This window comes from Pseudoalteromonas sp. OOF1S-7 (genome assembly GCF_022347765.1).
Lineage (GTDB): Bacteria > Pseudomonadota > Gammaproteobacteria > Enterobacterales > Alteromonadaceae > Pseudoalteromonas.
The window spans coordinates 1-25,957 of record NZ_JAKRFZ010000013.1; the positions used below are offsets into that span (position 1 = coordinate 1).

Sequence of the window (25,957 nt, forward strand, 5' to 3'; positions counted from 1 at the left end):
CACCACCGTATACTTTTGCAAGTACGTTAGTGATTGCTGCAGTTAGGGTAGTTTTACCGTGGTCAACGTGGCCGATAGTACCAACGTTAACGTGCGGTTTCGAACGTTCAAACTTTTCTTTTGCCATTTTCAAAATTCCTATAAAGAAATTAAAGTCCAGCCCTAAGACCGGACCGAACTAAAATTACTTAACAGCGCGAGCTGCAATAATTGCGTCAGCAACGTTTTTCGCCGCTTCTGCGTACTTGGAAAATTCCATTGAGTACGAAGCTCGACCTTGTGTTGCAGAACGAAGATCGGTTGCATAACCAAACATTTCAGACAACGGCACCTGAGCATTAACTTGCTTCAGACCACCAAATGAGTCTTCCATACCTTCGATTATGCCTCGACGACGGTTAAGGTCGCCAACGACATCACCCATGTTTGCTTCAGGGGTGGTGACTTCTACCTTCATAACAGGCTCAAGGATCACAGGCTGCGCATCAAGCGCACCTTTCTTAAAGCCCATTGCGCCGGCAATCTTAAACGCCATCTCATTTGAATCGACATCGTGGAACGAGCCGTCAAACAAGGTAGCTTTCACACCCAGCATAGGATAACCCGCAAGAACACCTTGCTTCATCTGCTCCTGGATGCCTTTGTCAACCGCAGGAATGTATTCCTTAGGAACCGTACCACCTACGATTTCATTTACGAATTCGTAAATTGGCGCGTCTTCATCAGCAACATCCATAGGCTCGAGCTTCAACCACACGTGACCATACTGGCCGCGTCCGCCTGACTGACGTACGAATTTACCTTCGGCTTCAACCGAACCGCGGATCGTTTCACGATAAGCAACTTGTGGCTTACCTACGTTACATTCAACACTGAATTCACGTTTCATACGATCTACGATGATATCCAGGTGGAGTTCACCCATACCTGAAATAATGGTTTGGCCTGATTCTTCGTCGGTTTCAACTCTGAAAGACGGGTCTTCCGCCGCCAGTTTACCCAGCGCGATACCCATTTTTTCTTGGTCAGCAACGGTCTTAGGCTCTACTGCCACTGAGATCACTGGCTCTGGAAATTCCATGCGCTCTAACGTGATAACAGCATCGTGGGCACAAAGCGTGTCACCAGTAGTAACATCTTTGAGACCAATTGCAGCAGCAATGTCCCCAGCGCGAACTTCTTTGATCTCTTCACGCGAGTTAGAGTGCATCTGAACGATACGTCCAAAGCGCTCTTTTTTGCCTTTAACTGGGTTATAAACCGAGTCACCCTGACCTACTGTGCCGGAATAAACTCGGAAGAAGGTAAGCGTACCAACAAATGGGTCGGTGGCGATCTTAAACGCCAGAGCAGAAAACGGCGCGCTATCGTCCGCAGGACGCGTTGCTTCGCTTTCATCTTCCAGGATACCCTGGATCTCTTTAACCTCTGTTGGAGATGGCATGTATTCAACAACGGCATCAAGCACAGCCTGAACACCTTTGTTTTTGAACGCACTACCACAGGTCATTGGGACAATTTCATTGTTCAATGTACGCTGACGGATCGCGGCCTTAATTTCGGCCTCGTTCAGTTCACCTTCTTCAAGATATTTGTCCATTAGCTCTTCAGAAGCTTCTGCAGCAGATTCAAGTAGCTCTGCGCGCCACTCCTCTGCCAGCTCCTGAAGTTCTGCCGGGATCTCTTCATAGTTGAAAGTCATCCCCTGGTCTTCAGAATTCCAGTTGATGGCTTTCATCTTGATGAGATCAATAACACCTTTAAATTCATCTTCAGCACCGATTGGTAGCTGAATTGGCACAGGCGTAGCGCCAAGACGCTTTTTCACCTGATCCACAACGGCGAGAAAATCTGCGCCGGTACGGTCCATTTTATTGACGAAAATCATGCGAGGTACTTCGTACTTGTTCGCCTGACGCCAAACGGTTTCCGTTTGTGGTTGTACACCTGATGAAGCACATAATACGACTACAGCCCCATCTAGTACACGTAATGAACGTTCTACTTCGATGGTGAAGTCTACGTGTCCGGGAGTATCGATGATGTTTATACGATGCTCATCAAACTGAGCATCCATCCCTTTCCAGAAACACGTGGTCGCAGCAGAAGTAATGGTAATACCACGCTCCTGCTCCTGCTCCATCCAGTCCATAGTTGCAGCACCATCATGTACCTCACCAATTTTGTGAGACAGGCCCGTGTAATAAAGTACACGTTCCGTAGTGGTGGTTTTCCCCGCATCTACGTGAGCACAGATCCCGATATTACGGTAGTGCTCAATAGGAGTTGTACGTGCCATATTATCCTCTTAAAGGTCTCGGGCAGATTACCAACGGTAGTGAGCGAATGCTTTGTTCGCTTCAGCCATACGGTGAACGTCTTCACGTTTCTTAACCGCAGTGCCTTTGTTGTCAGCAGCGTCAAGCATCTCTTGAGCCAGACGAAGGCCCATTGATTTCTCGCCACGCTTACGTGCAGCTTCAACCAACCAACGCATACCTAGTGCGTTGCGACGAACTGGACGTACTTCAACTGGTACCTGGTACGTAGAACCACCAACACGGCGAGATTTAACCTCTACCTGTGGACGTACGTTATCAAGTGCAGACTCGAAGATTTCTAGGTGCGACTTGCCTGATTTTTCAGCAGCCACGTCTAGCGCACCATATACGATTTTTTCAGCAGTAGACTTCTTGCCGTCTAGCATTACTACGTTTACGAATTTAGCAAGAAGCTCTGATCCGAACTTCGGATCTGGAAGAATTTTACGTTGACCTATTACGCGTCTTCTAGGCATTTTCTCTCTCCGGTATCTTCAGGTTCGTCTTACTACGACGAATTCCCAAAACAAAATATATAAATTAAAACTTAAGTGCTTGGCCTTACTAACGGAGAACCATTAGCCCTTAGGACGTTTTGCACCGTACTTAGAACGACCTTGTTTACGGTCATTTACGCCAGCACAGTCCAGCGCGCCACGTACTGTGTGGAAACGCACACCTGGTAAGTCTTTAACACGACCACCACGGATTAGGATAACACTGTGCTCTTGCAAGTTGTGGCCTTCACCACCAATGTAAGATGTTACTTCGAAGCCGTTCGTTAGACGAACACGCGCTACTTTACGTAGTGCAGAGTTTGGCTTCTTAGGTGTAGTTGTATATACACGAGTACATACACCACGCTTTTGAGGACAAGCTTTAAGAGCAGCTGAGTTGCTCTTAGTAACCTTGCTGCGACGTGGCTTACGTACTAGCTGGTTAATAGTTGCCATTAAATAGCTCCTGAATTAATAATTACTACTGAAATAAATACAAAATCGCCCCACTTTTGCCGCTGCATTTTATTGAACGACTAAAATGGGTGGCGGAATTTTAATGACCAAAGTTTAGCCTGTCAACTAAAACCGCTTTAACCGATTAAAAGATTGCCCATATGACACGATAATAAAGGCTATATGTCATAAATTACATAAGACTACAATTGAACAATTGCAGAACAAAGAAGCAACACCATGATGCGAATTCAATTGTTTATCCTGCCTGTTTGCCTTGCTATGACTTCTGCCTGCAGCAACGGGCGTACCTATTCTGGCTTAGGGAAAGCGGGGAAAACGATGAACCTGATTGCTTGCATCGCCATTCGGAAGACTGTCATACACCCACAGCGTTTGTTAAGCGGGTGATCGCAACAAGGCAGCCTCCTTCGATATGAAAGAAGGCCTGGGCACAAGCTTTTTTGCAGCGCTTGAGCCCGTTGCGTACACATCGGTGATATTACAATCAGCTTGGCAAGGAAATTTAAAAGAAGTAAGACACTGACAGAGACATAAAATCATCGTTGCGAATAAGATAGTACTCATTAGCTGCGTGGTCTGCATTGATACCCCAAAGTTCAAACGCCCACTTCCAATCAGCATTCAGCCGGCCTGACGCTTCCAACCTCATATTCATTTCGGATATATCGGTCACGCTTTGCTCTATACCAAAAAGTACTTCTGTCCCTTGTACATCATTGAATACCAACCTGGCACCCAAAAAGAGTACCGACTTATTAATGTCGCTCGCCTGAGAATCAAACAGGTATTCAGCCAACCAGCCAACATCATAAATAGAGTCAAACACACCGACCTGAGTATACTCAAACCCTGCTCCTAATTCCCACAGGTTAGCTATGTCATCTCTATAAATACCTTCCATTTTGAATAGCCAGCTAGCTTTAGCCTTTTGAAATTCAAGTCCCGTTTGCCGCATCTGCACATAATAAGGCCTCACGCCACTGGGGTCATTGAGCAAATAAGGCTCGCGATTTGTTCCTTCAAAGTAGCTAATTGCATACTCAAATTCCTCCAGATAGTGATTAATCCGCAGTGCAACATCCCAATGTCTTTCTTCCGCCCCTGATTCATACTGGGGCGACAACAAATCTATGCCCGAAGGAAATAGGCGGCCAGACTCCCCCGCAAATGTACGCTCTCGAAAGTAAGGCAGGAGAAAGATGTTGATACTCCCCCAGGCTTCAACTGAACCAAACTGTAACATTGGCTGACCAAGCTTTTCTTCTTCATCAAGCGATTCAACCAAGTCAACCTGATTGATGACATCTACGATATGACGGGACTCTAAGACCCCCCAAAAAACCTTATTTAATCCGACACCCAGTTGATAGTCCTGCCAGTAAAACTCACCGTAAAACTCGCGAAAGTCGACCTTAGTCCTCTTATCATCATGGCTGTCTAATCGAAAGAAAGGTTTGATGTGAAATGTCTTAGTGTCGTCGTACCAACTAAACTCACTTTGCAGCATCACAGAGGACTGGCCATAGACAGGTCTGCCGGCGCGCTCCCCTGTGGGCTTGTTAGCGAATAACCGTTGATCGAGCTGAATCTCGTGGTCCTGCTCAAACTCAGCAGCGCCACTGTTAAAAGAGGCGCAGGTTACAAAAAACCACACATACCACTTCATGGTTTTATCTCATTCGCTTAAAACTAGCTTGACTAAAGTCTTGTTCACTGAACGAATGACCAAAAGACATGGCATGTGTTTTGAGTAAAGTTGTCTCTTTAGTCTGCAATTGTTCCATGCGCAGTGAGTGAGGACGCCAAAACTTATCTTTGTACAACTTATAGTCGGATAAGGTAAGTCGTTTTACCAGATTTCCAGCTTTATCAAAATACTCTTTTTTACTTGCCTGAAAGGTTTTTGTGTTTAACCAAACCACTTGTCGCTGATAGCCTGAATACTTATCTTTGGGTGTTTGCTCTACAACAAAGTGCTCAACACCTTCCAGCGGTTCTTTTTTTAAAAATTTAAAATCAAATTTTTCAATCTCAAATGATGATAAATCTTCATAAGCAAAGTGGCTTCCCATAAAAGGGCCGGATTTATTTGCAGATGCGATGCGTTTAACCCGCTTAATTGAGGGTAAATATAACCATTGCTGATCCGGCTTGCTGATGTGTGAATAGCTTAAAAAACGAGTACCTTTCACATCACGAGGCGTTTCAAATAGTGTTAGCAACTTATCACCATCACCAATCACTTCCAAAGCCCGCATTTTCATGCGCCGTTCATTCTTCTCACCCGTCGCTGAAACAATGATCATTTCCACTTCGGCCTCGCTAGACCCCCATCCTTTGTCTTTCAGCTTCCTTTCCTGCGATATCTTCATGCCCGCTTCCGAAGCCGAAAGCGCACTTAAGTCAATGCTGGCATAACCCTTAAAAGCAACCAGTGCCACCGCAATACCTAGCTGTATTGTCCATTTCATACACTAAACTCCTGTTCATTAAACCAGCGCACCATGACTGATGCGCTAAAAGAGACCTATAACAATTCTTTTTTGTTATACCTCAGAATGTTAGTCAGTGTCTTGCCATGACCGCATTCAACAAACTCAGCATCAGGGAAATGTTTGAAAACATAGCCGATAGAATCTGACCAACACACAGGGTGTGTTAGATGATCGGCAAGCGCCGTGGCAATATGATTAATAGGCTGTGCCGTAACGTTGCATACGAGCGGTATAAGGGGTGATGCAAATGCAAACTGCGACAAAAATTTTGCAAACTCTGTTTTTGCCTCTGCCATTTGTTTTGAGTGAAATGCGCCGCTGGTGTTTAGTTTCACAACGAACGCGCCCGATTCCCCGAGGTGTGCAGCCACTTCTTCCAACGCTTGTGCCGGCCCAGAAAGAACGGTTTGTAACGCACTATTATAATTTGCAAAATCAATGTGCTCTGAGGCAGGTATCGCCGCCAGTGCAGCTTCTATCTCAGCTCTGTTGAGTTTCATTACTGCACACATTGCACCACCGGCTTGCCGGGCCATCAATTCACCGCGCTTCTTGACCAGTTTAAGTCCATCTTTAAAACTAATGACGGAGGCTGCAACCATCGCATTATATTGGCCAATACTATGCCCAAGTACAGCACTTGGCTCATCATTACTACTTTGCCATTGTAAAAGATGTAAGTGATTAACCGTATAGATTGCAGCTTGTGCAAAGTCCGTTTTATTTAGTTGCTCCGCCGGACCATGTAAACAGAGTGATTTCAAATCATACCCCAGCACTTCATGCGCAATGTCTGCAATTTCAGGGGCGGTATCCCACATTTCGGCACCCATGCCGACTTCCTGTGAACCTTGCCCCGGAAAAAATAACACTTTGTCCATCTAACGTTCCTTCTTATAAATAAATCGTTTGATCAATTCTGGTAACATAAACAGGTCGGCTATCAATGCGATGAAAATGACCATTGCGGTTAACATGCCCATCCCCTGATTCAGTCTGAAACTTGAAAATGCCAAAATAGCAAAACCACAAACCAGAATAATCGTTGTATTGATAATCGGGCTACCAACTTGTTGATAAGTCTTGGCGATAACCTCATTAAATGTCGCAGCATTTAAGTTTTTCTTGATATGCGTTAAGAAATAAATCGTGTCATCGACCACAATACCGAAGGTCATCACTACAACTATCGATACAGCGAGTCCAACCTCACCATCAATCAATCCCCATATGCCAAATGCAATCACAGCAGGCAATAAATTGGGTAGTAAACTTAATACACTCATTTTCAAGCTTTTAAGTGCGATAAGTAAAATGATAGAAACAAATACAAATGCTAATACGGTGCTTGAAATTAAACTGTGAGCATTTGATTGACCAATGTCAGCGAACATGATGGTTGGCCCAGTGCCAGGGTGCAACTTAATATCACTGTTATACGATTTATGCCATTGTGCAGCTTTTGCTTCTAGTGCCAATATCTCCTTACTACTGACGTTGTCAACAACCACAGTGACACGTGTACTTTCGCGGCTGAGATCCACTAGATTCTTGGTAGACAATCCATAAGGTAATGACATTTCATACAACAAGTGCATTTGCGTCGCGGTTTCCTTGTTCTCAGGCAACCTGTAATCTTGGCTTGCCCCTCCCAGGCTTGCTTGATATAGCTTCTTTTGTACATCGGCTACGGAGGTGACATGACGAACGATCTCTTGATCATTTAGCCAGTGAGTAAAGTCATCAATATAAGTCAAATAGGCAGGCGTAAAGATCTCTGATTTTCCAGGAGACTGCACCTCAAAGTAAACTTGGTGAACTCCGGTGAGCCTCTGATCTATGTATTCAGCATCAACCCTTACCTTGTTTTCACTGTCAAAGTACTCAATAAAATTATCATTCAGTTCGTTGTATGTAATTGGGAAAACAAGCGCAACACTCAGGAGCAAGCCTGATACAAAATAGCGTCCAGACCGATTAGCAATATGCAGCCCAAGTTTACCCAATCGTTTCTCTGAACGCTCTGCGTGACTCACTTGCTTCAGTTTAAACAAAGATAAAAAGGCGGGTAAGAAAGTAACGCTTAACGCGAATACAGCCACATTACCGACAACAAGCATAAAACCTAAATCCTGAAGTGGCGGCACTTCACTGCTCATTATCGCGGCAAAGCCAGCGCACGTAGATAAGGTGACAAGAAACAATGGCCATATATTTGCCCGGACAGCCTGTTCAATGGCATCTTTTTGGTACATACCAGTTGCGATACGTTTTTGCACAGAAAACAAAATATGCATACTTTGCGCAACTGCCAGTGTCATTAAAACAGTGGGCGCAGACACTGAAATCGCAGTTAACTTCAGCCCGCTCAACCCGGCAATTCCCAGTGCAATAAACCAACTCATTGTAACCGACAGCAATACCGCAACAGTCGCAGCAATTGAACGAGTTAATAGCCAAGTCAGAAGTAACACGGTCAAATACACTAGCCCATAGAGTGTCTCCACGTCTGATTGTGCGGAGACGTCAAAGCCATGGTCAATCACTATCGAGCCGGTTAAGTGATATTGAAGCGTTTGCTCATCGTAAACACTCAACAGTTCGGTCAACGCTTTCATGAATGCCGCTTTGCCAGTCTCTGTTGTGACATCATCAGCGAGTGACAAATTGATACCCGTGACCGAGCGCTCAGGCCCGACTAAAAAGTCTTTTAAGCCTTTTTCAGCCTGTGCTCTTGCATAAAAGTCGTTTAAGTATTGGGGAGTTACTAAATCTTGCTCTAGATCTTGAACATAATCCGAGACTAAAATGTCATCGCCTTGAGCGCGAATGAACTGGTAATTCGTCACGCTATCAACGCGTAAAACATGAGATAAAGTTCTCATTTTTGCCGAAATATCAGCAATGAGATCGAGACCCGCTTTGTCGTATATCGTGTTATTAGGCGTTGTAATAGCAATAAACACATTATTTGATCTGACAAACTTATCCTGTAACGACTCAAACGCCTGTAGCTTTACGTTATCCTCTGCAAAAAAGTCTCTGTAGTCAGAGCTAAACTGCAAACGCTCCAAACCATAGCCTGTACCTAAAGTGATAATTATCGAAAGTACAATAATCCACCACCGCATGGATAAGATCGAAAACTGCTTTGACGTTTGAATCGAGTCAATTTCAGAAGATTGAATTGGATCACTCACTTAATACACTCCTTGCTGATTCTCGTAAAGGTATACGCCAAAGCAATGTAGTAAACCAATGCCCAGAGCGATAAATGAAGATACTTTATCAAAATCCGAGACCGGCTCTTTCATAAAGGGGATTGCCAGAACAACTGAACCACGTAGCACGTATATCGCCGCAATTGCCATCAACCCATATAATAAGAATGGCGCTGTGAAATACTTTGCTGCCGCGAGATTGTAATAGCTGAAAATAAAGAACACTGCTGTGACGCCTAAAGTCACAATTGCAGGTATCCATGAACCATTTTCAGCTTTCGTCGCCATGGCCTCTCCAGCCCCAAAGTAACGATAAGCGGGTGCGCCCACGTAAATTATATACAAGTGCAAAATCGCGATCGCCGCATTGATAACTGCACATACAAGCCACGTAATCTCATTCATACACATTCCTTTTAAAATCGAGTTAAACTACCAAAACCAAACCTTATCGTGCTCAAGACATAACTGTGCCATAGTCTCCGTCACCTCAACCCCGTCTATCAATTTCAGATCACTGCTGTACTTCGCAAGGTCTTCAGACAGCACCCAGATACGAGCACCCTTTTCAATTAACGCTTTAATGGAGTAAGGGTTATGACTGAGCATGACTTTTTCGACTTCACCTATGTCTAAGCTCATAGCAGCCTGTTGTTCAAAACACATCGCCACTGCAGAGCCGGTCAGCAACAGGTTATGATTGGCCCTCATTGACTTCATGCATTCAGAGAGCCATACAATATTGCCATACTGCTCTTCCAGTGCACCTCTGAATCCTTTTTCAACAATCGCCAAAGAAGAATTTAAACGACTCATATATCACCTACTTTACAAACATGCCTAAATCGTCCATTTGTTCAATGCACGACGTAAATTGAAGTGCAACTTCATCCAGATGGCTGTAATCATGTGCATTCGAAATTAGGAACCCGTGCAGTTCAGGCATATAGATATTTTTCTGACGCATAAAATAAGCCATCGCCAATGTTGCCTTAAAGTTAGCTCCTTGTAAGGCATCTCTAAAGTAAGACGGTTGCTTGTGTGTAAAACACACTGAAAACATGGAATAACCTGACTTCAATCGCATGTTGATGTCTCTGACATCGGTAGCATGCTGCATCTTATTTGTTAGATAGCGGGTTTTATCGCGTAACGACTGATAAATATCTTGATTTGATTTCAGGTGATTCAGTACAGCAAGTCCCGTTGCACAACTGACGTAATTTCCGCTCATTGTGCCACCCAGGAATACACGCTCTTCATAATCTCTGAACGGGTCCCCTGTCGTACGGCCTAACTCTAGCAGCTTATGCTTACCCACAACGGCGCCTGCCGGTAGACCGCCACCGATGATTTTCCCCAGGCAGGTAATATCGGCTTCGACGCCTGATAGCGTTTGAATACCGCCGTAGTCCACCCGAAAACCAGTCACAACCTCATCAAACACCAGTGGAATATCGAGTTCAGTACAAAGTGCCCTCAGTTTCTGCAAATACTCAACCTCAATCTGCCCTGCCCCGGCTTGCATTGGCTCTACCAAAACAGCAGCGATATCATCAGCTTCTTTACGTAATACTTCTAATGAATATTCGTGGTTGAATTGCAATACACGTGTACTGTTTACAATATGGTCTGGTGTGCCTTGGCAGCCAGCAATCGCTTGGGGATCATGCTTTTCGCCGTGTACTTTGAACCATGAAGAGACCATAGCTTGATCAGAAAAGCCATGATAGTGTCCTTCAAATTTCGCGATCTTTTTCGCATGTGGACGATATGCTCTGCACAGTCGCAGCGCATGAATAACAGACTCAGTGCCCGAGTTAGAGAAAACCGCATAATCAGCCCCAGGAAAAGCATCTACTAACGTTTCGGCCAGTTCCACTTCCAATTTGTGACCCAGTGCATTGATATTGACGTTTGAGCTCGCAGATTTCATCGCTTCCTGAACAACTGGGTGGCTGTATCCCAGAATATGAGGACCATAACCACAACTGAGGTCGATCATTTTATGCCCGTCAACATCTGTTACATAAGGTCCAGAGGCTGTCTCGACAAATAGAGGGTAATTACTCGGAAAAAAATATCTATCTAAGTGTGTAGACGCAATAAGGCTCTTTTTCGCCTGATTGCGTAACACTAAGGCTTTAGGGTTTTCTTTCTCATACCAGTTATCCAGCATGGTTTTGATACTATCGCTGACGAACGGAGAATACTGATCTGAAAATGCTCGCGCATTCCCCCATACATCCAGATTCGGATCCATCTGAGTAGCAAAGCCTTCACAAGACATCATGGCCAGCTCAGCTTTGGTAAAGTTTGGTGTATAAGAAGCGTTATATTGATGCAGTACTTTATTCACATCATTGAAAAACTTAGCCGTGTCCCAGCGCTCTGCAACCGTTTTAAAGTGGTATTCCAGTACGTCCGACATGTCTTTTTTAAAGCCATCATTTTGCAATAGATCTTCGTCACAAAGTGCAAAGCAATTGGTAAAGCGGCGAACGGCAAGCGGCCAGTTGTGATTGGTGGCTGCATAATAGAACGAAGAAAGCCCCCATTTTTCATGCTCTGTTAAATAGGCAACAATACCAAAGTCGATGAACGTAATTTTACCATCCTGAGTGAAAATAATATTACCTGGATGCGGGTCGCCATGGCACACACCATCGAAATAAAGCATTGTATAGATGGCATTTTGCAACCTAGCGGCAAGCTGAGATGGCGATTTGTCTACCTGATGATAGTTAAGCGCTTTAATGCCATCGACGAATTCCATAACCAGGATATTATCGTGACACAACTCCTCAAAAGGGGCGGGAACTTGAATATACTCATGGTTGAGGAAGTTATTTCTGATCTGTTTCATATTGTGCAGCTCAATTGATAAATCAAGTTGTTCGCACAATAAGCGTCTAATTTCATCCATGCGTTTTGAGGCATGCATCTTTTTCATCAAAGGAACAACCTTCTCAAAGATGTTCGTCATGCCACAAATAAAACTAAGGCTGCGCTGCATTTGTTTACGCACATTTTTACGCACAACTTTGACCGCGACGTCTTCACCTGTGACCAATCTGGCACGGTGAACCTGGGCGATGGATGCACTGGCAATGGCTGTCTCGTCAAACTCAGCAAAAACTTCTTCTAAGGGTTTTTTATACGCTTTCTCTAACTGAGATTTAATATAGCTAAAGTCGTTTGCTGGCGTATCGTCTTGTAGTTTTTGAAGTTGACGAATGGTCGCCTCAGGTAATAGATCGGAACGTGTTGATAAAATTTGAGCTAGTTTGATGTAAAATGGCCCACCAGCTAGTGCAAGCTTGTAAAGATAATACCCTAGTTTTTCACCAAATTTGGCACTTTTCCTATTAGAAAAAAGTGCACGAGCTGAGTAAAAAAACATCATAGGAAATCGAAACAAAACAGAGTTCTGCATATCGCGTCCTTGTTACTTAGTACCAAGCACTAAGGCTTGATCTGATTGGTTAAGATAAAAGTTGAACGAGAAAGGAAGTAACACTTCTACTTCTTCTATTTGATTTGTCGCGCCACGCTCTTCCATACAGTACTGGCACACATACCAGCGCAACTGATCAGGATATTTAGCAAACAAACTTTTCGCCAGTTCATACATGGGGTAATTTCCCTGCTCATCCAGCCGAGACTTAATCGGATCCTGAGTACGGATAGAAGTCGTTTGGGTGATAGCGGTACTATTGCCACAAGTCCAAATGACCACTTCTTTCCCTTGGCTTAAAATAGATTCAGCCATACGAAACACCGAGGTTGTTCCGTCATTGGCAAACGGACTTCCCATTAACCCCAGGAAAATTGAATGGGCTTCCTCATCTTTTGTTGGCTTGTGCTGGCAAGCATGAATGTGCGTATCACACATTTGAAACTCCTTCTTTAAATTTCACATTTTGTCGATTAAGCCCAACACGTATGTATAAATTTCTAGCTTATCGAAGAGGAGTACTTCTTCAGCCTCATATCTCAGCTAAGCGATATTCAGATTAAGCCATGTCATTTATACCAATAAAGCGACTCTAAGGGTTTCTGTAAAAGCACTTACTTCCCCCACCGAAATGCCATATCCAATGGTCTTGTCACCCTTGTCCCAACGGAGCACCGGCCCATAAAGCATTTAGTTGGCATGGGAAGGTTAAAGGCACCAAGTCACAAATACTCTTCGAGTCCAATACTCATTGGAGTTGGCAGACACACTCGTGGAGTTCACCATCTCCCATTGTCACAACTAAACAGTCAGTGCCAGATTGGACGCACTGATTTATTCATCAGACACAGAGTGAATTCATCTATTTCAGCCGCTTTAATTTCTTCGGGCAGGGTGATATCTCCGCGCTGCTGCAAGCTAAATTTATCGACAAAACAGGTAATATTTTCGTGTTGTGCACATGCTAAGATTGCTGTTTTATCACGCATGTGCAACAAGCTAATCGCATCTTGAAAAAGCCACACCGCAACTTGCTTTCCTGCATTTGCAAGTTCGGTAGCGAGCGTGAGCCCTGAGGTACACCCGCCACCCGCTAAGTCATTTTGTGTCTCAACAATTAAGTAATCACACATAGCTCATTGCTCACTTAGTACGTTAGGACGTAGGAAGTAAATGACATGCCTGAGCTACCTAACCAGCAGCCCACTTTATCCCCGCGCTGTAACTTGCCACTTTCGATATCCAACGCCAAACTTGCCGGCATTGATACCGTACCCAAGTTGCCATAGTTCGGGAATAAATATGTAATCTTGCCACCTGCTCCCGCTTCTTGCGCCCACTTTTCATACGCATTGACGTCACCACCAGTATGCGCATAGATAGTTTTCACTTCGTCAAAGCGATGTGAAATCTTGTCAAGTATTTCTATCATGCTTTCAAAGCTGGCAAATACGCGTGAACTAAACGCGGTAAATGACCCCAGGCCATTGAGTGCAATCAATGAACTATCCATACAACGCCCTTCGTAACCGGCCAAAGGAATCGTACAAAGATCGGCCCCTTCCTTTTTACTAATGTAGTACCGCTCCCAATCATCACCATCAGCAGATAAGATTGTTGCCGCCGCACCGTCTCCGCCACAATAAGCGCCAAAACAATGTTCTAAGCTGCGGAAGTTCTTCAAGGTGAAATTACTCGGGTAAGACACACCACCTTTATTGAAGTAACTCTCCGCATTGATGATCAATGCATTTTTGTACTTACCGGATTTAAAAAAGCTCTCAGCGATATCTGTTGCTCTTGACCACGCCATACAGGCATCCATAACGTCAAAGCAATCGACCTTGTCCATACCCAGTGCTTGCGCAATAAAGTATGAATCGGCCGGTTCCAGAAATCCTCTGGCAATACCGCAGAAAATCAGTACATCAATGTCTTGACGATCAATTCTTGATTCTTCAAAAGCGGCTTCTGCTGCCTGAACCATTAACTCCAGGGGGGTTTCATTGGTAAACCAGTAACGCTCCTGAACACCAATGCTATCTAACATGTAGCCAATTGACGCCAATGCGGTGTCCAGATCACCATCAAATACAGGAGCACTGTGTTCTCTTACCACATCTAAAATATCTTGATTTGATACTTTCTTTTTCGGATGTACGAATTTTACTGACTCAATCTTCATAACTTATTCCTTGATTATTTTCGCAACCAGTGAGTCCATGGTTAGCACACGCGTACCATCAACTTCTGCAAATCCAGATGTCACAAACGAATCCTCACTCAGCACTTCAAGTCGGACACTCATATCTAGTCGACATGCCAGAGGGATCGGCGCATGTTGCGTTACACCCGAGATACTGCCTAGCAGTATCTGTGGCGCTTTATCCGCATCATTACTTACATTGATAAGCGCAATAGTTAACTGTCCCAAGGATTCAATCACTAATTCGCTTGGCCAGTTCTGCTCAGTGTCTTGTAATAAAAACGGTTCTTTTGCCGCAATGACTTTGCAGCCTTTTGCCCATTCATTCTTTTCAAACGACGTGATCTGATCGAGTAAAAGAAACGGAAACCTTTGCGGCAAATATTGGGTAATTCTCTCACCTGAAATAAAATCTTTTTCCATGATGTTTTCTCCGCTAGATCACCAGTCCACCGTCGACAACGAGAGTTTGCCCTGTGACATATTGCGCTTTTTCAGAGGCTAAAAAGGTGACAACATTGGCCACATCATCGACCGTGCCCATTCGCTTCATCGCGATTTTACCTTTCATCTCTTTGCGCTCTTTATCAGACATATATCCCGTCATGTCTGTCTCAATAAATCCAGGTGCCACGACATTCACTCTGATGTTCCGTGGCGCAAGCTCCTTCGACAGTGATTTAGCCATACCAATCAAGCCTGCCTTTGATGCGGCATAATTGGTTTGGCCCGCATTGCCATATACACCTGCAACAGAGCTGATCATGACAATACTGCCTTCACGTTGTAGCAACATTTTGTACCCGGCTTTTTTTGCCAGTAAGAAGCTGCCTGTTAAATTTGTCGTGATCACTGAGTTCCAGACTTCACTTTCCATAGTGATCATCATGCCATCAGCGGTGATCCCTGCGTTGCTTACTAAGATATCCAACTTCTCTAGCGGGTCGATTTGTTGCTCGAACAACACATCTATATCTTGCTCACTGGCAATGTCGCAGCAGGCAGCGACAAACTGCTGCTCTGGATAAAGCGCTTTAAGTGTTTCAACCAGATCGTCAGCCATCTCTGCATTACTACGATATGTGAATACAACATTCGCACCTTGCTTGGCTAAGTCCTCAACGATGCCTTTTCCAATACCTCGATTACCACCGGTTACCAGTGCGTACTTTCCTTGCAACATAATTCATTACCTTAAATTTGCTTGTTAACGATATACAAACACCGATTTGGACTTCACCTGCCCATCAACACTGATTTCGGCTTGTATATGAACTTCACCCGGCTTTTTTTTCTTGATTGACGAATTCACGTTGAGCACATCGCCTGGCCGAACAATATCAATAAAACTGACGCGTTTAAGCTGAGCATATGGTTCAGATTGAGAGGATCCAATCTCCTGAAATAGCTGATCGCTGAGTTGGCGCATACACCTTAAAGACATCACTCCAGGAAACACGGGGTCGCCAGGGTAATGGCCCATTACAAACGGCGCACTGCCACTTACGAAATAATTGCCTTGTGCACTTTCGTCATTTTCTATACGTACATTACTTAACACACAAATCTCCTTATTTACCCGCATCCACCAGCATGATCTAAATCCAATGCAAACTTGCAAGACAACGGCAGATCTAATGCCTCTTCGGAGCCCAATTTAGCGTGCTCGATAAAATCATTTAAGCGATCAAGACCCCAGTATTGCTGCCGTTTCATTGCGAACATAGGGACACCAAACACATCTTCTCGATAAATTCGGTATAAAATATCGATGCCTTGCGCACGAATTTCTGAGTCATCTGCTGCGGCGACAACTTGCTGGCTTAGCTCTGCATTTAGCCCTATTCGCTCACATATTTTGAATAAGGTCTCTTTTTCACTGATGTTCTCACCAAGCTGCCATCGCGCCTCGTAAGTGGCCCAGAAAAACGCATTTCCAACGCCCAACTCTTTTGCCTTTAGATAGCCAAGGTGGCTCAACTCCCACCAGGGGGCGGGATCAATTGGCCAACTGATTTTTAAACCGAAGGATTTGGTCAGTCGCGCTATATCCTTAAGAATATAACGGTGTTTTGCATCACTCATTGCACGATAGGGAAACTCTCCGGAACGCGCACTAAGATCAGACGCATTCTGTTCATCCGGTTCCCAAAAAGGAACGAGTTCAATCTCGTTCCTTTCAATACGACTTTTCAATGCAAGTGAAGCCAGCCATGAATACGGGCTACGAAATGAAAAGAAGTAAACAGGTTTCATACCTATATTATCCAACTAAGTTCTTGTGGATAGATGCTTTTGTTTCATCATCAAATGCAACTAAGCTCCAGTCTTTACGGTCGTTAATACGTGCGTAACCGTGGGTAATGCTGCCTGTCGCTGTATGGATTAGTTTTCCGTTGCGCTCTACATAGCAATCCATGCGATGCGTATACGTAAAGTCACGATAGGTATCAACCAGGGTGTAAGTTGTGTACAGCGTCTCTTCCATGAATGCTTCTTCAAGAATTTCAACTTGTGCAGAAGGTACAACTGGGATCCACTTTTTCTCATGCAGCATAGTGCGAATGGAGATACCATTGTCCGCCAGGAACAGATCTTCAACTTCTTCCATAAGACGCAGGTAACCTGAATGTTTCATACGCTCGTTGAAGTGACAATAGAAATAGGGAATGTGCCATTTCCAGACCAATGATTTTTCACTATTGGCTTTAATAGCAGCAACCACACTGTCAGAACCATTCACTTCACCACGGCTTTCAAGGATATCTGCACGCTGTGCACTTTCAATCGCAGGACGTGAAATAGTTTCGTACGTCCATTTTTCTAATGCTGGTACCTTAATAGGCGCAACATCTTGTGTAACCGGGCTATCGTCTAACTTAAACAGCACAGCTGCGCGGCAAACTACTGCCTTGAGCATTTGGCCATCTCGCTCAACATTCAAGTTAACAATCAAGCTGATAGATTCGTCTTGGTCGCGTTCTTCATCAATTTGAACATCAGCTTCAACAACATCATCCATGTGCAAGGCATGTAAGATACGTGCATCAGAATCAACGATCTCTAAACAAAGGCCGTTGTCTTCATACAATGCACGAGGCACAAATTCATTTTGACGGAAATGGTCTAAGATCGCTTCTTCAGCTACATACATAACGTGCTTAAAGCCGATCCAGGTACAAATGTTATTCCCTTCATTTCTGGGAAAGATAGTTGATTTAGTGGGTTTAGTTACTGTTGACATCGTAAGTTCCTTTTCAATAAAACTAGTTATTAGTTTTGAAACAAAATCTGAATCTTCCACCATGGCAAAATGACCACAGTGCGCTATAAACTCAAACTGTCCCCGCTTAAACTTGGTAGAAAATTGACTTATCTCTTCGTGTGGAATTGAAAAGTCTTGTGCACCACCAGCTATCAAAGTTGGCATTGAAAAAGGTGATACATCTAATCCAGGGGTTTGAGAGTAAAATTTGTAAAATTCCAACCAGCTTGACGGGCTGTACAGTTGTTTGGCTTTATTTAAGACAAGCTCTCTGGATCGTGGCTTCATGCTTTTACCACCTAACCTTGCATCGATACTCATCATTAAAAATTTATCAAACTCCTGAACCATCCCGGTGAAGAAAGGCCAGTCAAATATTTTGTAGTCTTGACGTGAATACACTGAAAGCAAAACCAAAGCATGGATATCCTCAGGTTTTATCGCTTCTCCTAAAGATAAAAGCACATTGGCGCCAAAAGAGTGTGCGAGTACCACTTTGGGACCTTTTGGTAGATGCTTCCACGCTTCGGCCAACACAACATCAGCCGAAGGTTCGTAGACCAGTTCATCACCAACCTCTAAGTTCCACGGCAAATCCATCTCATAATAAGCGTCAAACTTCATGGGCAATTTATTTACTGCTTCTCGCCACACATCGTGAGAATCAGCAATGCCATGGATCAGGATAAGCTGGTACGGACAGCTTGGCTCGTCGGACTGCTTTTGTAGCGACAAAATCCGAGCTTCGGAGCCAATATCTATCTGGTCATGCTCAATCAACATCATGAAATCTGCCAGTACTGGCTGTGTGCGGATACAGAGCGAGGTTCTCTTTTACTCGCATATTCACATGCGAGTTTAATTTTCAGAACTCCTGCTGCTCCACTCGCATCATTACACAGCGTTTTGATCTCTTCATCTGTGATCAAATTCTCTGCAATGGCCTGCTCACCCTGATGTAACTTGACAACTTGTTCAGCACGGGCAACGGTGGATGACTCTAGCAGATAGCCACAGGCACCATGAAAGCGCGGCACGCTGGGCGCGATATATTGTGCAATGACGTCATTACTGACCTCAACGCCAATCACCAGTACACGCTCTGCACGCTGGGTGTCAATTAAGTCCATCGCCAGTTGCAACGCGTCATCACCAGATGACTGCCCATTACATAGCATCAAGTTGGGACCTCTTAGTTGGTTCACTATCGAGATTGATGCTGAAATCGAGTTAGAAGAAGCATTTGGTAAATCCATTGCACTGGTTGCATCAACGTGCTCTTGCGCAATGGTTTGTGCTGTTTTTAGTACAGTATCAACATTACCAAGGTTAGAACTTACGATGATTGCAGTGGCATCTTTTTGAGCATCACTCAGCGAAGGAGCAGACGCCAAAATCTGTTGCGCGGCAACCAAAGCCATGAGCGTCGCTTCATCTTTGTAACGAAGACCTTTTCTGCCTAATAACTTAGAGGCCGTTTTATAGTGCAAGTGGACATTTTCTGCTTCAGCGATGCAAGGTATTTCATTGCCCGCCATTTCTGGCTTGTATAGCTCACAACTTAAAATCGAATACGTATTAGACATAACCACTTTCCTTGTATTCAGACACGAGAACAACAGAATTGACACCACCAAAACCAAACGCATTAACTTGAACATGTTTTATTGGGGCTTTATGTGACTGAGCATAAATCGGAAAATCCGTGACTTCATCCAAAGGCGCGCTTGTCCCCGGTGTAGGTGGTACGACAGAGTTTAAAATAGACTCCACCGCAGACATGACCCCGATACAGCCAGATGCCCCGGACGTATGGCCAGTCATTGCTTTAATCCCAGATATTGCTGGTTTGCGCTCTATCGTTTGATAAAAGTTAGACAGGGCTTTTGACTCAACCGAATCGTTCAACTCTGTGCCTGTACCATGCACATAAATCAAGTCAATATCTTGCTTGTCAATATTGGCTTGCGCAAAGGCTTCCGTAATCGCACGCTCAATACCGGGTTGATCTGGTGCTGTTTCGTGCACAGCATCAGTACTCAAACCAACAGAGTTGACCTCGGCTAGTATGGATTGCTGACGACTTTTTGCACTCTCTTCGCTTTCCAGTACTATGGCGACACCGCCATCACCCATCAATACACCCTGGCGGCTTTTTTCCATGACCTGAACGGCAGTTGGCATATTCGGATTAACGCGATCTAATAAACCAAACATAGATGCCGTGAGTGTATCGCACCCGGCAACAACGGCCATTTTTGTGCGCCCTAGTTTGATTTGATCAAATGCCAACGCCAGTGCATAGTTTGATGCTGCGCATGCATTTGACAAGGTATAGACATTGCCACAGTTAGGGAGGACGCTTTTCACTGCTTTACTAAAATCTAAATCTGCAACATCAGTTGGCTCATTTTGTAGCGCGGATACCTCCAGTGTGCGTAACTCACGCAAACCTGTACCAACATAAACAGGAACCGTTTCAGATTCAATTTCAGGTACTTCTTCCATTGCTTCGGTGATTGCCCGAATCAAGAAGTGGCTGCTTCTCGCTTTGCCAGCTTCCCCCTGGTCTTCACGTTCATAAGCATTCGGTTTATTAAATTTACTTGCATCCAGTTGCTTAAGCGGCTGGTTGCCTTGTGTACCTTTAACAAACTCTGTAAAACATGTTTTTGAGTCATCGCCTACCGCGGTACACGCACCAATACCGGTTATCACTACACGAGTCATACAGCCTCCTTTCGAATCACAACCATACCTGTGTTTCCCTTGATGCACTGTGCATATGCAACCCCAATTTCACCTGGTTGCAACTCATCTAGTAAAGCACTGATTTGCAATGTGAAATGCGCACTATTTGCATTGCCATACTGTTCATAGGCATCGATCATTAATACGTGCTCATCGAACACTTCAGCCAAACACATACGCTCAATTTCTTTCGCGTTTGGCCACAGGCCTCCCAGAGAAACAGCCCGTACCTTGTCACTTGTCACATCCGCCTGCTGAAGCCCATCGGCGATGAGGGACTTTAATGCCGCTGCATTGCTCGGTTCAGGATTAAATCCTCCCAGACAAGACAGTACAGTTGCAATAGGCGTGCGACCATATTGCTCAGCAGTCTCTGCAGATTCCATCACAAAAAACACACTGGCTTCTGTGAACTTCTCCGTTTCGTTGTACTGCTGTGCTAAGGCGCTAAAGGCCTTCTTATTCGTTTGAGATAGCTCTTCGCATCCCCCTACAAGTAGGGTCTTCGCATAGCGGTTTTCTATCAGTGACAGACCATATTGAATGGCAGCCAAACCACTGAGCTCACCAGCAGAAATGGTTGTATTTGGTCCTTTTAAACCATGCCAGATTGCTGATTGGCCCGCGGCGCAGTTCATTACTGTATTCGGAAAAAGCGCAGGATTAACATAGTCAGGTTTATCGTAAGCTAATGACTCGTAAGTAAACCGGACAATACTGTCCATACTTCCCTGTGCACTACCAACCACAGTGCCGATGCACGTTGGATCAGCTTGTTGCTGCTCACGCAAGTCGTCCATGTGCGTGCCAATACCATATATGGATAAGGCTGTCAGGCGGTCAAGGTTCCGGGTTCCTTTCTTTCCAAGCGCGGCTTTTACTTCGAAATCAGCCATTACATTAAACTGCTGCGTTTCGTTATCGCCCACCAGAACTTGCTTTAGTGAAATTACTGTATTTGTCATGTTCCCTCACTTACTCATGAAACGCGCCATACAAGGTAATTGCATTGTTTCCACCAAATGCAAATCCATTGTTCTGTACAATATTGACTTCCGACTTACGAGATTGATTTGGAATACAATCCACTGGACAATTTTCATCCGCAGTCTGATGATTTATTGTAGGAGGCAGAAATTGCTCTTTAATTGCCAATACACACGCTATACTCGCGATTGCACTTGCAGCACCCATAGAATGACCCAGCATCGACTTGATCGAACTGACAGGAGGAGGTACTTCTCCATAGACAAGCTTGATAGCACCAGATTCAGTTTCGTCATTTGCAACCGTGCCTGTGCCATGAGCACAGATATAATCGACTTGCTCTGGCTTAATGCCCGCATTCTTATGCGCACGGCGGATACATGCAGCGATACTCTCTTTGTTAGGAGAAACCATGTGGTTTGCGTCGCAATTCAAGCCGTATCCCAGTACTTCCGCATAAATCTTAGCGCCGCGTTTGCGCGCACTACTCAATGACTCTAAGATCAAAATCCCAGACCCTTCACCAGTCAAAATCCCCTTGCGGTTCTTATCGAAAGGCTGGCATTTTTCAGGTGCAATGGTTCCCAGGCGGAAAAAGCCTGCGTATGTCTTGCGACAAACAGAGTCACTGCCCCCACAAATTGCAGCTTCAGCCTGACCTGAACGGATTTTGTCAAACGCATGGCCTATGGCGTAATTTCCAGCAGCACAAGCTGTCGAAATAGTCACTGACTCACCCGTTAAGCCATACTCTCGTGAAATTGAGTTTGCTAAATTTGCAGACACCGATTGCTCAACAAGGTCTATGTTGAAAGCCTCATCATGACCAGCCTGGCTGGCTTCAACCCAATCTTTGGCAATTTTGTCCAGACTTTGAGATTCTCCGTCAGTAGTACCGATACAGACAGGAATTCTCCGCCCGGAAAGCTGTTCCACTGAAAAACCAGCATCGTCTAGCGCCATTTTTGCCGCAGCAATGGAGAACTGACTTGTACGGCCCAGTTCTGACAAGGGAATATGCTTGATATAGTTCTGAGCTGAAAAGTCTTTGACTTCACAATTCACCACATCTTCATATCCTTGGGTATTAAACTGTGATGCAGGGCCTGCACCCGACTCCCCAGCAAGTAAGGCATGCTTAAACTCATTGATGGAAGTGCCAACACTGGACACTACCCCTAAACCTGTAATTACAACTCTATTAACAGACATGTTCACTCCTTGAGTCGAGGAAAGGGAATAGAAACATTCCCTCTTTTATTACCAGCCTGCGTGCTCTGAAACTACACCGTACACGCCGTCAAGATTGACCATTTTTGCTAGCTCGGCCTGAGGAATCTTCACTTGATATTCCTTTTCCAACGTTGCCAGGATTTCAATTGCTCTCAACGAATCCGCGTTATGATCTTCTTTGAACAGACTTGTTTGTGTTACCTCATCCTCTTCAAGCTCAAGAATGTCACAAACGATTTCTTTGATATTTTCTACGCGCTCTTGTTTACTCATTTCAAGTTTCCTTTTTAACTTTTAAGTGAAGTATTAAATTATCATTTAACACTATATAAAAATCGCCATCCATACCATTAGATAATTTTGATGACAAAATATAAAACGCATCAAAATCAGCTAAAACAGCAGATCCAGATACATCATAAAAATCATTACAAACCAAATTCAATCCAGCCAAGTCGCCAACCAAAGATATAAAGCAAGCGTCTTTCACAAGTTCAAAATTCAAAAGCCCAAAATTAACAAAATCAAACTTTTCTATAATAAACCTTGGCTTTTTATATTCATTATTTAAATCCCATAAAATGACACCCTCATTACAGGATTTTGAATCACTTTCAACTTGACCCACAATATAATGAGCACCATTAGCACCCACATCAGACATACCAGCCCAAAGAGACATAAAACCGGAGTTAATACCTGTAAAGGTGAAATTTGAATTATTTGACTGACTTTTTATTGACAAACAACTGGCCGGCATATTTACCGAGCTATTTGGTGCATAGGTCGCCCCTAAACTTGTTTCACTACCTTCCTCTAGCTCTTTAGATATAAGGCACCGAACGTCATCATCCGCGGTACTGGTCCCCAATGCATAGAAAGGCTGTTGACCGTTTTTGATATTAAGTAAAGACTGTGCGGACAACACATATTTAGTGGCCATTGAATAATAGCGATGCCCTTTCTTGCCCAAATACTCTCTGGGGTCGAACCAATCTCGCTTTATGCTCTTGTTAAACGGTGGGGAGTCCGTGCCTATATAGCTATTTGTCACCCAAGCAATGTCACATACTGCAATCATGATGCTTCCTTATTGACCGTCATAAAAGACATGCAATTGTGTCCGCCAAAAGCTGTACTATTTACCAGCGCGCAACGTGCCAAATTAGTCTTAGCCACCTGGAATCGCCCACTTAAATGTAATGCAGCACTCAGATAAGAAAAGGCCGCACTGGCACCACCCGTATGACCAATCCATTGCTTTAGACACACAGTTTTATCTGGGGTAAAAGTGTCCGGAAAAACACGTTTGAGTAATGCGTGTTCAATTCCATCATTGAGCTGTGTACCGGTAGCATGCGGTAAAAATAGCCCAACATCACAAGGAGAGACGGTATATTCAGTCATTAAGTGATCTAGACACTTCGCTAAGGTTTTTCCTTCCGGGTTAGGCGCCGTAACATGATAACCATCGCAATTTAATGTCGTTTTTTGTATATAAGCGTAGTGCTTTACATGGGTATGGTGTGTCAACACTAACGCTGCTGCTCCAGCGCCCAAAACCGTACCATTGCGGGATGCCTGAAATGGTCTGCAAGAATGGTCATCTAGCGCCATCATCGCTTTGAATGCCATTTGTGAAGAATCACTTTTTGCTTCAACACCGCATACCACAACCGCATCATGCCCTTGAGCTAATAGTTTTTGTGCAATGGGCAATGCGTAGCCAGAAGAAGAACAAGCATTTGAAACAGTGAGATACAAACCTTTCAAGCCATGTTCAGTCGCCAGCTTTTGCGCTAGGTTATAACGCTCATATTGGGCGCACTTTGTTATTTCCAGCGCTTTGGTATCACCTGCGCCTGTCGCAATAATAAGAGCGATGTTGTTAAACTCCGCTTTTGTTTTGCCCAACGCTTCTGTTATAGCTTCATTTGCCAGATACCAGGCGCTGCGGGCTTGTTCTTCAGTTAAAAGCCCTTGATAAAAAACGGTATCTGATAACGCCCCTTCTTGTGCAAACTTGCCCGGAAGCATTGGCGCTAGGTTGTACAACTCTCTCAATGTGTCGATGCCGTGCCCCAATGCACTCACCGCACCAAGCCCAACAATGTGCATTAAATCGCCTCCTTGCGAATTACAATCAGCTTACCAACATCCATGATCCGCTCACCATTTGCCACTGCATAACCTGATATGAATGCGGTGTCATCAGAAATATATGAGATACTGGAGAAGTATTTAACAACATCACCAGGATAAACCTGTGAAAAGAATTGGCATTTATCAATTGCACATACCACGATAGGTCTGCGGGTATCGACGACATCCCAATGCTCAGCCAGCAGTAAAACAGCTGACTGCTCCAGTCCCTCAATCAATGCGCCCCTAGAAAAAGCCATCTCTTGTTGTGTAAGGTCACCGTACGCATTTTGATAATACAAATCACCATAGCTTATATTTTTTATAGCACTTCCATGCTCTTTATTTGCGTATACCTTGTCGACAACCAGCAATGGAAAACGCTGAGGCAAATGGCAATATGAGTCTTGATAGCTAATATTATCGCTTTCGATTACAACACTATCCAACTTCTTTAGGTTCTGATGGTGCTTCTCAAAGACGAGCTTTGTTGCCAGCTCCCCTTGCAAGTTATATTCAAAAATCAACTGCCCCTTTCCATTTTTATAAATATTAATGGAAACTAAGTCGCCAGGGGAAAAGCCTTTATAGAATGCACTCTTATTTAGAAACTTATAGGCATGACACTCTTGAATCAAATCAATAATGCCATATGAAAACTCCACCATTAATGAAGCAGGAAAAACAGGGAAGAATGGGTAATGACCTTTAAAAACGACATCATCTTCAACAAATTCAAAATCCATCCCTTTTGTTTCATCTAGCTTTAAAGGGGTTAATTTTAAATTCGATATAAAATCACGAACACTTAATGAATAACTCACAGCCACACACCAAATAAAAACAACATAAACACAAGAAAGCACAGACATATAAACAACGCCTGCCATTTCTGATGGGGT

Annotated in this window: 27 protein-coding genes; all 27 read right to left on the bottom strand. The window is 44.1% G+C overall.

The window, feature by feature from the left end:
- On the bottom strand, window positions 1-127 hold a 127-nt coding region (locus tag MHN33_RS17045; protein WP_228553369.1), incomplete at its 3' end, for a GTP-binding protein.
- Window positions 128-184: 57 nt separating this feature from the next.
- A complete protein-coding gene (gene fusA / locus MHN33_RS17050) occupies window positions 185-2,299 on the bottom strand; it encodes an elongation factor G (RefSeq protein ID WP_239399650.1) in 2,115 nt (704 codons plus the stop codon).
- Between the two features lie 27 nt (window positions 2,300-2,326).
- On the bottom strand, window positions 2,327-2,797 hold the full coding sequence (gene rpsG / locus MHN33_RS17055; RefSeq protein WP_046003850.1) for a 30S ribosomal protein S7: 471 nt from the start codon (window positions 2,795-2,797) through the stop codon (window positions 2,327-2,329).
- Window positions 2,798-2,899: 102 nt separating this feature from the next.
- Window positions 2,900-3,274 (bottom strand): 30S ribosomal protein S12, encoded by a 375-nt coding sequence (gene rpsL, locus MHN33_RS17060; protein WP_010387308.1) that lies wholly within the window; start codon window positions 3,272-3,274, stop codon window positions 2,900-2,902.
- Window positions 3,275-3,800: 526 nt separating this feature from the next.
- Window positions 3,801-4,964, bottom strand: a complete 1,164-nt coding sequence (locus MHN33_RS17065) for a hypothetical protein (protein ID WP_239399652.1) — start codon at window positions 4,962-4,964, stop codon at window positions 3,801-3,803.
- 4 nt (window positions 4,965-4,968) lie between these two features.
- The gene (locus MHN33_RS17070; protein WP_239399654.1) at window positions 4,969-5,769 is read right to left on the bottom strand and encodes an outer membrane lipoprotein-sorting protein; all 801 of its coding nucleotides are present in this window, start codon (window positions 5,767-5,769) and stop codon (window positions 4,969-4,971) included.
- 56 nt (window positions 5,770-5,825) lie between these two features.
- A complete protein-coding gene (locus tag MHN33_RS17075; RefSeq protein WP_275442859.1) occupies window positions 5,826-6,674 on the bottom strand; it encodes an acyltransferase domain-containing protein in 849 nt (282 codons plus the stop codon).
- Window positions 6,675-8,993: an MMPL family transporter gene (locus MHN33_RS17080; protein WP_239399658.1), complete on the bottom strand. Its 2,319-nt coding sequence runs from the start codon at window positions 8,991-8,993 to the stop codon at window positions 6,675-6,677.
- Window positions 8,994-9,419, bottom strand: coding sequence for a hypothetical protein (locus MHN33_RS17085; protein WP_239399660.1), 426 nt, complete (start codon window positions 9,417-9,419; stop codon window positions 8,994-8,996).
- A gap of 27 nt (window positions 9,420-9,446) precedes the next feature.
- The gene (locus tag MHN33_RS17090) at window positions 9,447-9,830 is read right to left on the bottom strand and encodes a hypothetical protein (RefSeq protein WP_239399662.1); all 384 of its coding nucleotides are present in this window, start codon (window positions 9,828-9,830) and stop codon (window positions 9,447-9,449) included.
- Window positions 9,831-9,837: 7 nt separating this feature from the next.
- Window positions 9,838-12,450, bottom strand: a complete 2,613-nt coding sequence (locus MHN33_RS17095; protein ID WP_239399664.1) for a lipopolysaccharide core heptose(II) kinase RfaY — start codon at window positions 12,448-12,450, stop codon at window positions 9,838-9,840.
- 12 nt (window positions 12,451-12,462) lie between these two features.
- Complete coding sequence (locus tag MHN33_RS17100) at window positions 12,463-12,909, bottom strand: DsrE family protein (RefSeq protein WP_239399666.1); 447 nt, start codon at window positions 12,907-12,909, stop codon at window positions 12,463-12,465.
- Between the two features lie 371 nt (window positions 12,910-13,280).
- Window positions 13,281-13,604: a hypothetical protein gene (locus MHN33_RS17105; RefSeq protein ID WP_239399668.1), complete on the bottom strand. Its 324-nt coding sequence runs from the start codon at window positions 13,602-13,604 to the stop codon at window positions 13,281-13,283.
- A 14-nt stretch (window positions 13,605-13,618) separates the two neighbouring features.
- On the bottom strand, window positions 13,619-14,656 hold the full coding sequence (locus MHN33_RS17110; protein WP_239399670.1) for a hypothetical protein: 1,038 nt from the start codon (window positions 14,654-14,656) through the stop codon (window positions 13,619-13,621).
- 3 nt (window positions 14,657-14,659) lie between these two features.
- Window positions 14,660-15,100, bottom strand: a complete 441-nt coding sequence (locus tag MHN33_RS17115) for a hypothetical protein (RefSeq protein WP_239399672.1) — start codon at window positions 15,098-15,100, stop codon at window positions 14,660-14,662.
- A 13-nt stretch (window positions 15,101-15,113) separates the two neighbouring features.
- Window positions 15,114-15,860, bottom strand: coding sequence for a 3-oxoacyl-[acyl-carrier-protein] reductase (gene fabG, locus MHN33_RS17120; protein WP_239399674.1), 747 nt, complete (start codon window positions 15,858-15,860; stop codon window positions 15,114-15,116).
- A gap of 24 nt (window positions 15,861-15,884) precedes the next feature.
- On the bottom strand, window positions 15,885-16,238 hold the full coding sequence (locus MHN33_RS17125) for a hypothetical protein (protein ID WP_239399676.1): 354 nt from the start codon (window positions 16,236-16,238) through the stop codon (window positions 15,885-15,887).
- 14 nt (window positions 16,239-16,252) lie between these two features.
- The gene (locus MHN33_RS17130) at window positions 16,253-16,933 is read right to left on the bottom strand and encodes a DsbA family protein (RefSeq protein ID WP_239399678.1); all 681 of its coding nucleotides are present in this window, start codon (window positions 16,931-16,933) and stop codon (window positions 16,253-16,255) included.
- A 7-nt stretch (window positions 16,934-16,940) separates the two neighbouring features.
- Entirely contained in the window at window positions 16,941-18,728 is a 1,788-nt protein-coding gene (locus MHN33_RS17135; RefSeq protein ID WP_239399680.1) for an alpha/beta fold hydrolase, read from the bottom strand.
- Window positions 18,725-19,528, bottom strand: coding sequence for a beta-ketoacyl synthase N-terminal-like domain-containing protein (locus MHN33_RS17140; protein WP_239399682.1), 804 nt, complete (start codon window positions 19,526-19,528; stop codon window positions 18,725-18,727). The genes MHN33_RS17135 and MHN33_RS17140 overlap by 4 nt, the downstream gene beginning before the upstream one ends.
- Window positions 19,521-20,672: a beta-ketoacyl synthase N-terminal-like domain-containing protein gene (locus tag MHN33_RS17145; RefSeq protein WP_239399684.1), complete on the bottom strand. Its 1,152-nt coding sequence runs from the start codon at window positions 20,670-20,672 to the stop codon at window positions 19,521-19,523. Before MHN33_RS17145 ends, MHN33_RS17140 begins: the two co-directional genes overlap by 8 nt.
- Window positions 20,669-21,658, bottom strand: a complete 990-nt coding sequence (locus MHN33_RS17150) for a beta-ketoacyl synthase N-terminal-like domain-containing protein (protein ID WP_239399686.1) — start codon at window positions 21,656-21,658, stop codon at window positions 20,669-20,671. The genes MHN33_RS17145 and MHN33_RS17150 overlap by 4 nt, the downstream gene beginning before the upstream one ends.
- Before the next feature lie 10 nt (window positions 21,659-21,668).
- On the bottom strand, window positions 21,669-22,892 hold the full coding sequence (locus MHN33_RS17155; RefSeq protein WP_239399688.1) for a beta-ketoacyl-[acyl-carrier-protein] synthase family protein: 1,224 nt from the start codon (window positions 22,890-22,892) through the stop codon (window positions 21,669-21,671).
- Between the two features lie 48 nt (window positions 22,893-22,940).
- Window positions 22,941-23,186: an acyl carrier protein gene (locus MHN33_RS17160; protein ID WP_239399690.1), complete on the bottom strand. Its 246-nt coding sequence runs from the start codon at window positions 23,184-23,186 to the stop codon at window positions 22,941-22,943.
- A gap of 1 nt (window position 23,187) precedes the next feature.
- A complete protein-coding gene (locus MHN33_RS17165) occupies window positions 23,188-23,994 on the bottom strand; it encodes a hypothetical protein (RefSeq protein ID WP_239399692.1) in 807 nt (268 codons plus the stop codon).
- Window positions 23,991-25,031, bottom strand: a complete 1,041-nt coding sequence (locus tag MHN33_RS17170; protein WP_239399694.1) for a beta-ketoacyl synthase N-terminal-like domain-containing protein — start codon at window positions 25,029-25,031, stop codon at window positions 23,991-23,993. The genes MHN33_RS17165 and MHN33_RS17170 overlap by 4 nt, the downstream gene beginning before the upstream one ends.
- Entirely contained in the window at window positions 25,031-25,927 is an 897-nt protein-coding gene (locus MHN33_RS17175) for a hypothetical protein (protein WP_239399696.1), read from the bottom strand. Before MHN33_RS17175 ends, MHN33_RS17170 begins: the two co-directional genes overlap by 1 nt.
- Between the last annotated feature and the right edge of the window lie 30 nt (window positions 25,928-25,957).

What these genes read in the sequence shown, in the direction of transcription:
- fusA (WP_239399650.1), bottom strand. Translation starts at nt 2,299, where the DNA reads ATGGCACGTACAACTCCTATTGAGCACTACCGTAATATCGGGATCTGT.
- rpsG (WP_046003850.1), bottom strand. Translation starts at nt 2,797, where the DNA reads ATGCCTAGAAGACGCGTAATAGGTCAACGTAAAATTCTTCCAGATCCG.
- rpsL (WP_010387308.1), bottom strand. Translation starts at nt 3,274, where the DNA reads ATGGCAACTATTAACCAGCTAGTACGTAAGCCACGTCGCAGCAAGGTT.
- MHN33_RS17065 (WP_239399652.1), bottom strand. Translation starts at nt 4,964, where the DNA reads ATGAAGTGGTATGTGTGGTTTTTTGTAACCTGCGCCTCTTTTAACAGT.
- MHN33_RS17070 (WP_239399654.1), bottom strand. Translation starts at nt 5,769, where the DNA reads ATGAAATGGACAATACAGCTAGGTATTGCGGTGGCACTGGTTGCTTTT.
- MHN33_RS17075 (WP_275442859.1), bottom strand. Translation starts at nt 6,674, where the DNA reads ATGGACAAAGTGTTATTTTTTCCGGGGCAAGGTTCACAGGAAGTCGGC.
- MHN33_RS17085 (WP_239399660.1), bottom strand. Translation starts at nt 9,419, where the DNA reads ATGAATGAGATTACGTGGCTTGTATGTGCAGTTATCAATGCGGCGATC.
- MHN33_RS17090 (WP_239399662.1), bottom strand. Translation starts at nt 9,830, where the DNA reads ATGAGTCGTTTAAATTCTTCTTTGGCGATTGTTGAAAAAGGATTCAGA.
- MHN33_RS17095 (WP_239399664.1), bottom strand. Translation starts at nt 12,450, where the DNA reads ATGCAGAACTCTGTTTTGTTTCGATTTCCTATGATGTTTTTTTACTCA.
- MHN33_RS17100 (WP_239399666.1), bottom strand. Translation starts at nt 12,909, where the DNA reads ATGTGTGATACGCACATTCATGCTTGCCAGCACAAGCCAACAAAAGAT.
- MHN33_RS17105 (WP_239399668.1), bottom strand. Translation starts at nt 13,604, where the DNA reads ATGTGTGATTACTTAATTGTTGAGACACAAAATGACTTAGCGGGTGGC.
- MHN33_RS17110 (WP_239399670.1), bottom strand. Translation starts at nt 14,656, where the DNA reads ATGAAGATTGAGTCAGTAAAATTCGTACATCCGAAAAAGAAAGTATCA.
- MHN33_RS17115 (WP_239399672.1), bottom strand. Translation starts at nt 15,100, where the DNA reads ATGGAAAAAGATTTTATTTCAGGTGAGAGAATTACCCAATATTTGCCG.
- fabG (WP_239399674.1), bottom strand. Translation starts at nt 15,860, where the DNA reads ATGTTGCAAGGAAAGTACGCACTGGTAACCGGTGGTAATCGAGGTATT.
- MHN33_RS17130 (WP_239399678.1), bottom strand. Translation starts at nt 16,933, where the DNA reads ATGAAACCTGTTTACTTCTTTTCATTTCGTAGCCCGTATTCATGGCTG.
- MHN33_RS17135 (WP_239399680.1), bottom strand. Translation starts at nt 18,728, where the DNA reads ATGATGTTGATTGAGCATGACCAGATAGATATTGGCTCCGAAGCTCGG.
- MHN33_RS17140 (WP_239399682.1), bottom strand. Translation starts at nt 19,528, where the DNA reads ATGTCTAATACGTATTCGATTTTAAGTTGTGAGCTATACAAGCCAGAA.
- MHN33_RS17145 (WP_239399684.1), bottom strand. Translation starts at nt 20,672, where the DNA reads ATGACTCGTGTAGTGATAACCGGTATTGGTGCGTGTACCGCGGTAGGC.
- MHN33_RS17150 (WP_239399686.1), bottom strand. Translation starts at nt 21,658, where the DNA reads ATGACAAATACAGTAATTTCACTAAAGCAAGTTCTGGTGGGCGATAAC.
- MHN33_RS17155 (WP_239399688.1), bottom strand. Translation starts at nt 22,892, where the DNA reads ATGTCTGTTAATAGAGTTGTAATTACAGGTTTAGGGGTAGTGTCCAGT.
- MHN33_RS17160 (WP_239399690.1), bottom strand. Translation starts at nt 23,186, where the DNA reads ATGAGTAAACAAGAGCGCGTAGAAAATATCAAAGAAATCGTTTGTGAC.
- MHN33_RS17165 (WP_239399692.1), bottom strand. Translation starts at nt 23,994, where the DNA reads ATGATTGCAGTATGTGACATTGCTTGGGTGACAAATAGCTATATAGGC.
- MHN33_RS17170 (WP_239399694.1), bottom strand. Translation starts at nt 25,031, where the DNA reads ATGCACATTGTTGGGCTTGGTGCGGTGAGTGCATTGGGGCACGGCATC.
- MHN33_RS17175 (WP_239399696.1), bottom strand. Translation starts at nt 25,927, where the DNA reads ATGTCTGTGCTTTCTTGTGTTTATGTTGTTTTTATTTGGTGTGTGGCT.